General features: G+C 35.8%; 5 protein-coding genes and 1 pseudogene. All 6 read right to left on the minus strand.

Annotation, left to right across the window (positions count from 1 at the left end; genetic code table 11):
• Positions 1 to 106: 106 nt before the first annotated feature.
• Positions 107 to 1,489 carry a DNA repair protein RadA gene (gene radA, locus GW534_RS07370; protein WP_161920413.1) on the minus strand — a complete coding sequence of 461 codons (1,383 nt, stop codon included), beginning with the start codon at positions 1,487 to 1,489 and terminating at the stop codon, positions 107 to 109.
• 160 nt (positions 1,490 to 1,649) lie between these two features.
• A complete protein-coding gene (gene clpC, locus GW534_RS07375; protein WP_161920414.1) occupies positions 1,650 to 4,082 on the minus strand; it encodes an ATP-dependent protease ATP-binding subunit ClpC in 2,433 nt (810 codons plus the stop codon).
• 15 nt (positions 4,083 to 4,097) lie between these two features.
• Complete coding sequence (locus GW534_RS07380; protein ID WP_161920415.1) at positions 4,098 to 5,168, minus strand: protein arginine kinase; 1,071 nt, start codon at positions 5,166 to 5,168, stop codon at positions 4,098 to 4,100.
• 1 nt (position 5,169) lies between these two features.
• Entirely contained in the window at positions 5,170 to 5,709 is a 540-nt protein-coding gene (locus GW534_RS07385; protein ID WP_161920416.1) for a UvrB/UvrC motif-containing protein, read from the minus strand.
• Positions 5,710 to 5,722: 13 nt separating this feature from the next.
• The gene (locus GW534_RS07390; RefSeq protein ID WP_161920417.1) at positions 5,723 to 6,184 is read right to left on the minus strand and encodes a CtsR family transcriptional regulator; all 462 of its coding nucleotides are present in this window, start codon (positions 6,182 to 6,184) and stop codon (positions 5,723 to 5,725) included.
• Between the two features lie 534 nt (positions 6,185 to 6,718).
• Positions 6,719 to 7,873: pseudogene (locus GW534_RS16380) on the minus strand (ISL3 family transposase); the annotation flags it as partial.

Consider the following 7,873-nt stretch of genomic DNA (forward strand, 5'->3'; position numbering starts at 1 on the left):
CTCCACATACTTCATTATAAACAATTACACATTTTTGAAACGTATAATTACTAAATTATTTATGAAATGTTAGGATTATGAAATATTATTTCATAATCCGTTACACTTAATCATTTAGTGCTTTTTGTATTGCCTCTTTAATCATGGATACACCTATAACCTCTATGTTTCTAGAATTTACCCAATTTCCGATATTATTTTTTGGTACGAACACACGTTTGAACCCTAATTTTTCAACTTCTTTAACACGTTGATCAATTCTCGACACTCTTCTCACTTCACCCATTAGGCCAACTTCACCAATGAAACAATCCGTTGCTCTTGTCGGTTTGTCATAAAAACTCGATGCTAAACTAATAGCAACAGCTAAATCAATGGCAGGTTCATCAAGCTTTACACCACCTGCTGCTTTTAAATATGCATCTTGATTTTGTAATAAAAGACCAGCCCGCTTTTCAAGAACAGCCATCAAAAGAGTTACCCGACTATGATCAATACCCGTTGCCATTCTCCGCGGATTTCCAAAACTTGTTGGAGTGAGTAGTGCTTGAATCTCAACTAATATTGGACGTGTCCCTTCCATTGAAGCAACAACAGATGAACCAGATGCACCTTGTAGACGTTCTTCTAAAAATACATCTGAAGGATTAGCTACATCAATTAAACCTTCTTCTTTCATTTCGAAAATACCTATTTCATTCGTAGAACCGAAACGGTTTTTTACTGCTCGTAAAATACGGAAAGTATGGTGTCTTTCCCCTTCAAAATATAAAACGGTATCCACCATATGTTCGAGTAAACGAGGACCAGCAATTGCACCTTCTTTTGTCACATGCCCGACGATAAAGATCGGGATATTCATCGTTTTTGCTATACGCATTAATTCACTTGTTGTTTCTCTCACTTGTGATACGGAACCAGGAGCTGAAGTAATATCAGGATGGAATATCGTTTGGATGGAGTCAATGACGGCAAAATCCGGTTGTAATTCATTTATCGTGTGTTCAATATAATGTAGATTTGTTTCAGCATAAACATAAAGGTTTTCTGAATTAATCCCTAATCGTTCTGCTCTTAGTTTTGTCTGTTTAACAGACTCTTCTCCTGAAATATATATAACTTTTAAACCGCTACTTGCCAATTGATTGGATACTTGTAATAACAAAGTGGATTTTCCGATTCCAGGATCTCCCCCTATTAAGACAAGTGAACCATTTACAATTCCGCCACCTAATACACGATTTAATTCTTTAGATTTTGTAAAAGTTCGTGGCGCTTCTTGTGATTCAACATTTTTTAACGAAACTGCTTTAATCTCCGAACCAGTTACTTTTGCAGAATGGGAAAAAACTGCCCGACGGTTTCCTTTTACTTCTTGGATTTCTTCAACGAGCGTATTCCATTTACTACAACTTGGACATCTCCCCATCCATTTCGCTGTTTCATAACCACATTCGGAACAAACAAATTTTGTTTTAATCTTTGCCATATATGTTCCCCTTCAAGTTTGATGTATATTTTTGTTTATAAAATAACCTTCATTTTGTAATTATTCTCCCATAAAAAAAGGGAGGAAGGCAACCCCACTAAAGATTTATATTCGGTAGTTGCCTTATTCCGACTTTTGTAGTATTCGCCTATACTCCCGTTTATGATAATACTTTTGAATTTGGTCGTACGACAAATTTGTCGTCTTCTACATCGATAATTACCTTTTGACCACTTGATATATTTCCCTTTAATAGTTCCTCAGATAGTAAATCCTCAATATTTTTCTGGATTGCACGTCTTAATGGTCTTGCTCCATATTCAGGGTCATTACCCTCTTCAACAATTTTATCTCTTGCACTTTCCGTTAACTCTAATTCAATCTCTTGTTCTTGTAGACGTTTAAGCAATGTATTCAATAGTAAATCGACAATTTTTCCTAAATGCTCTTTTTCTAAAGCATGGAACACAATTATTTCATCAACACGGTTGATAAATTCTGGACGGAAAGCTTTTTTCAATTCTTCTAACACTTTATCTTTCATATCTTTATAATCTTGATTACTATCTTGGACATTAAAACCAACGTATTTATTACGTTTTAATGACTCTGCACCGATATTTGATGTCATAATCACAATCGTATTGCGGAAGTCTACTGTACGTCCTTTTGAATCCGTTAAACGACCGTCTTCTAATACTTGAAGTAAGATATTAAATACATCCGGGTGAGCTTTTTCGATTTCATCAAGTAAAATAACTGAATATGGTTTCCGCCGTACTTTTTCCGTTAATTGACCACCTTCATCATAACCAACATATCCTGGCGGTGAACCAACTAAGCGGGATGTCGAATGTTTCTCCATATATTCAGACATATCAATGCGTATCATTGCATCTTCATCACCGAACATTGCTTCTGCTAATGCACGAGCAAGTTCAGTTTTTCCAACACCTGTTGGTCCTAAGAAGATAAATGAACCGATTGGACGTTTCGGATCTTTCAATCCAGCTCTTGCACGTCGAACTGCTTTTGATACTGCTGTTACCGCCTCTTCTTGCCCAATAACACGTGAATGAAGAACTTCTTCAAGTTTTAATAACTTAGCCGTTTCTGTTTCTGCAATTTTTGATACCGGAATTCCCGTCCAGCTTGCAACGACACTTGCTACGTCATCAACAGTTACTTGACTATTCTCTTTTCCTTGTTTTTCTTTCCATTCTTTTTTCGTTTCTTCTAATTGTTCACGTAGTCTTTGTTCCATATCGCGTAATGATGCTGCTTTTTCAAACTCTTGACTTTGAACAGCTGCATCTTTTTCTTTCCGAACTTCATCAAGTTTTGCTTCTAATTCTTTTAAACTTGGTGGGGTTGCAAAACTACGTAAACGTACTTTTGAACTAGCTTCATCGATTACATCAATCGCTTTATCTGGTAAAAATCGGTCAGAAATGTAGCGATCTGATAATCTTACTGCTGCTTCAATGGCATCATCAGTAATAGCAACACGGTGATGTGCTTCATAACGGTCACGAAGCCCTTTTAAAATTTGGATGGACTCTTCTAATGTTGGCTCATCAACAGTAATCGGTTGGAATCTCCGTTCTAGTGCTGCATCCTTTTCAATATATTTACGATATTCATCAAGGGTTGTCGCACCGATACATTGTAATTCTCCTCGTGCTAATGAAGGCTTTAAAATGTTGGACGCATCAATTGCACCTTCAGCTCCACCTGCACCAATTAACGTATGCAATTCATCGATGAATAAAATAATATTACCAGCTTGACGAATCTCATCCATCACTTTTTTCAAACGGTCTTCAAACTCACCGCGATATTTAGTTCCAGCAACAACGGTCCCCATATCTAATGTCATAACCCGTTTGTTTCTTAATATTTCTGGTACTTCATTATTTACAATTTGTTGAGCTAATCCTTCAGCAATCGCTGTTTTTCCAACACCCGGTTCCCCAATTAATACTGGGTTATTTTTCGTTCTCCGGCTTAACACCTCAATAACTCGTTGAATTTCCTTACTACGTCCAATAACTGGGTCTAATCCACCTTCTCTTGCCACTTGAGTTAAGTCACGAGCTAAACTATCTAATGTCGGTGTATTTACATTAGCCTGAGTACCGTTAGCAGCACCAGAGTCATTATTTCCTAATAATTGGAGTACTTGTTGACGTGCTTTGTTTAAGCTAACACCTAAATTACTTAGAACACGAGCAGCAACTCCCTCGCCCTCACGAATCAAACCGAGAAGAATATGTTCCGTTCCGACATAAGAATGACCTAATTTCCGAGCTTCGTCCATAGATAACTCAATAACCTTTTTAGCTCTTGGTGTGTATTGAGGTGTTTGAATTTTTTCCTTTCCAACACCAATTAAATTTTCAACTTCTTTTTGAATCTTTTCCGATGTAAGTCCGATAGCAAATAATGCCTTAGCAGCAATACCTTCTCCTTCACGAACTAACCCTAACAAAATATGTTCGGTCCCTACATTACTATGATTTAAACGAATTGCTTCTTCTTGTGATAAAGCTAAAACCTTTTGAGCCCTTTCCGTAAATCGACCAAATAACATCGCATTTCCCCCTTTTTAGGAATTGTTTTCTAATAATAAACGCTCGCGTATTAAAGTGGCTCGCCGCACATCACGTTCAAATGGACGAAGTGGACCACCTGCATATTGTTGTAAAAAGCCCGGCTGAGTTAAAATCATAAGTTCGTTTAAAATATTCCTAGAAATATTTTCTATATATCCTATATCTATGCCCAAACGAACATCAGATAAACATTTTGCAGCCTCTTTTGACTCAATAATTCGGCTATTTTTTAAAATCCCGAGGGATCGCCATACCTTATCTTCTAATTGAATACCAGCTGTTTTAACAATCGACTCTCTTGCTGAACGCTCTTGTTGAACGATTTGCTCAACTACATTTTTTAAATCTAAAATAATATCTTGTTCGGATTTACCTAGTGTAATTTGATTTGAAATTTGAAAAATATTACCTAAAGCCTCACTACCTTCACCATATATACCACGTACAACAAAGCCAAGTTGATTGATGGAAGGAATTAATTGTTTCATTTGTTGGGTCATGACCAAACCAGGTAAATGCATCATTACAGAGGCACGTAAACCTGTACCTACATTCGTTGGACAACTTGTAAGGTAGCCTCTCACTTCACTAAATGCATAATCCAAATGTTGTTCTAACTGATCATCGACCGCATTAGCTAAATTCAATGCCTCTTCTAACTGTAATCCCGAGAAAATACATTGAATACGAATATGGTCTTCCTCGTTTACCATAATACTTATAACCTCATCTTGTGACAGTAAACAAGCACCCTGAGGCGATTGTTCAGCAAGATTTGGGCTGATGAGATGTTTTTCTACTAACACTTGTTTGTGTAACGGTTGCAATTCTTCCATCATTAATAGCTCAGCATCTTTTAAAGGATAAAGATTAATTAAAGGAATCATTTGTTTAAACTTATCTAATACCTTCTTAGCCTCTTCTTGCGTACCTAAAGTTGGAAACATAAAGTTTTTTAAATTTCTAGCCAAACGAATGCGTGAAGTTAAGATAATATCCGATTCAGGTCCCTCCGCATTCATCCAAGGACTTACAGTCTGGTTTAAAAAACGCTCGATTGACATTTCATTCTCCTCCCTCTTGTAACTGCTTCTCATATGCTCGGATTTCATCTCGAACTTCTGCTGCCTTTTCAAATTCTTCTTTAGCTACAAGAGATTGAAGAGTTTCCTTTAAAATATCAATTTTCTTTCGTAAATGAATCGTACCCCCTGATCGCTCAGGAATTTTACCAATATGTTTCCAGTTTCCGCCATGCAATCTTTTTAAAATAGGTGTCACTTGATCCTGAAAAGCATCATAACAACTTGCACAGCCAAATCGTCCAATTTTTAGAAATTGTTGCAACGTCATACCACAAGTATCACATTGAATAATTTCATTCGGATGTATAGCATTACTATGTGTATGTTCTATATTCGGGTTAAAATTAAATAATCCTGCTAATAAATTATTTATCGATAACCCCGAAGAATTATTAAACATAATTATATTCCCTTTTTCATGTGCACATTGTTCACACAAGTGAACTTCCATTTTTTCACCATTAATGATTTTAGTAAAATGTACAGTAGCTGATCTTTTTTGACATTCTTGACAGATCACCCGAATCACCTCACTATTCATATCTTAAAGAAAATAGCATCGCTTTTAAAATTCTTGCCCTTAAAATATCTCGTTCAGGTAGTTCTAAATATATTACTGAACGATCCAATGCATTCAGCATTATTCTTGCTTCACGATTCGTGATAATTTCTTCATTTAAAAGACTTTCAACAATATCTGTTGCTGAGTTTTGTGAGATTTTTTTACCTACTACCGAAAGCATCTGATCAATAAACTGTTTTTTACTATTTGGGCGGACTTTAATTATGCGTATATATCCACCTCCACCACGTTTACTTTCAACTAGGTATCCCCGTTCAATTGTAAAACGAGTATTAATTACATAATTAATTTGGGATGGAACACATTGGAATTTACTTGCAATCTCGCTTCGTTTAATTTCTAAAACATCTTCTTCACTTTTTTCCAAGATCTTCTTTAAATACTCCTCAATAATATCAGAGATACTTCTCAAATGTTCTCCCTCCAACATTTACAAAGCTGCTGGTAATTGACTTTGACTATATTTGACTTTAATATATTATATTATTTTTTTAAACAAATGGCAATTGAAGCTAATGAATGAAATACATTTTATGCATAATCCACAATTAATTATTTTAAAAAATCCTTTTTACAAACTTTTTTATATCGTTATGGTCTGTTGTAAAACTTTCCACATATATTAGTAAAAATGGTTCTTTGTTAAATGTTGGGGTTTAAGCATCCTAGCTTAAACATAGAGCTATCCATAAGTTACCAAACATCTATAATGTTTTAATTTGTTTCGTTGACGGACGCGCATCCAGTGGCACGGCCTCAGCCTCCTCAACGCGCATGCTCGTTTGCGCATGTCTATAGGCTCGTGTGCCTGACACTTCACTTTCGGCACAAAGGCTTTTGCTGTTCCCGCAGGACTCTGAATACGCTTCACTGATTCTGCACCGCAGGAAAAATGTGAAACATTTTTGCGAGTCGCCGCCAACTTCACATCAAATTGCCAGTGTTTTTACCTTAATCGATAGCCCATAGTTAACCAACATGAACCCTTGTGTGATAATAAAATTCTTGCACGGAATCGTTTAAAATTTTTAAACCCAAATGCATTGCGTTTAATCACTTTTGTATAATTATTAATTCCTTCTAAAAATCCGTTTGAATAGTCATATACAAAGCTATTTAGAACTTCTACTTGCCAGTTTTTTAATGTTCGAATATTTGTTATAAACCCCGGAACGCCGGACTTTTCAACCGTTTCATAAAAGTGATACAATTCCTCTTGTGTCTGTCTAATATTCTCTGCACCGTTATGTTTTTCTTGGTTAAACCACTTATTAAATTCTTCTTTCAATTTGTATGCTATTTTTAATTCATCGGACATTTGACAATATCGGTTTAGCCATCATCGTTGATGGTGATTTAGTTTATCACTATTTTTGTAGAATATATGTCTCATTTTCTTACACTTTTTACGATCATAGTCCTCCCATTTGGACTGAACACGTCTGCGAACTGCGTCAAGCGCCCAATAAATATACCGACAAAAGTGGAATCGATCCGTAATGATTATCGGTTTATTCAAAGCTTTTTCAACTGCTGCTTTAAAGGATGGACTCATATCCATTATGACAATTTCAACATTAGCTCCGTATTTTCGAAGATCATTAACAATTGTCCGTTTTCTCCGATTAGGAAGGATATCGATTGGTTCTTTTGTTTCCCCATTTGCGATAATAAGTTGGTATTTTCCTTCTTTTGTATCGCCTTTATATTCATCTATCGCAATTACACGTGGAAGTTGCTCGATATCCTTTAGCTCACGTTTTGCAATTTCATCAAATCGCCGTATAATTGTTGATGTTGAAGCACCGAATTGTTGGCCCATTTCTTTAAATGTTTTCGCTTTTATACAAGGCAAATGAACAGCCTGGTTCCACTCTTTGGAAAAACGTTTATAACGTTCTACAATTGTATTCTTTTCATAAAAACTTTTTCCGAAAAGCCTCACATTTATATCTTCTTTTCCGATAAAAAATATAACATAAGCGTTCAAACCATTTTAAATGCTTGATTTTCTGGATTCGATAATCATGAATTTTACGCGTTTTTTCACTACATTTTGGACATTTGTGGAGCTTTATAGGCATCTCCACATAAATCGCAA

The sequence above is a fragment of the Pallidibacillus pasinlerensis genome (assembly GCF_009996845.1).
Classification (GTDB): domain Bacteria; phylum Bacillota; class Bacilli; order Bacillales; family Caldibacillaceae; genus Pallidibacillus; species Pallidibacillus pasinlerensis.

What these genes read in the sequence shown, in the direction of transcription:
- radA (WP_161920413.1), bottom strand. Translation starts at nt 1,489, where the DNA reads ATGGCAAAGATTAAAACAAAATTTGTTTGTTCCGAATGTGGTTATGAA.
- clpC (WP_161920414.1), bottom strand. Translation starts at nt 4,082, where the DNA reads ATGTTATTTGGTCGATTTACGGAAAGGGCTCAAAAGGTTTTAGCTTTA.
- GW534_RS07380 (WP_161920415.1), bottom strand. Translation starts at nt 5,168, where the DNA reads ATGTCAATCGAGCGTTTTTTAAACCAGACTGTAAGTCCTTGGATGAAT.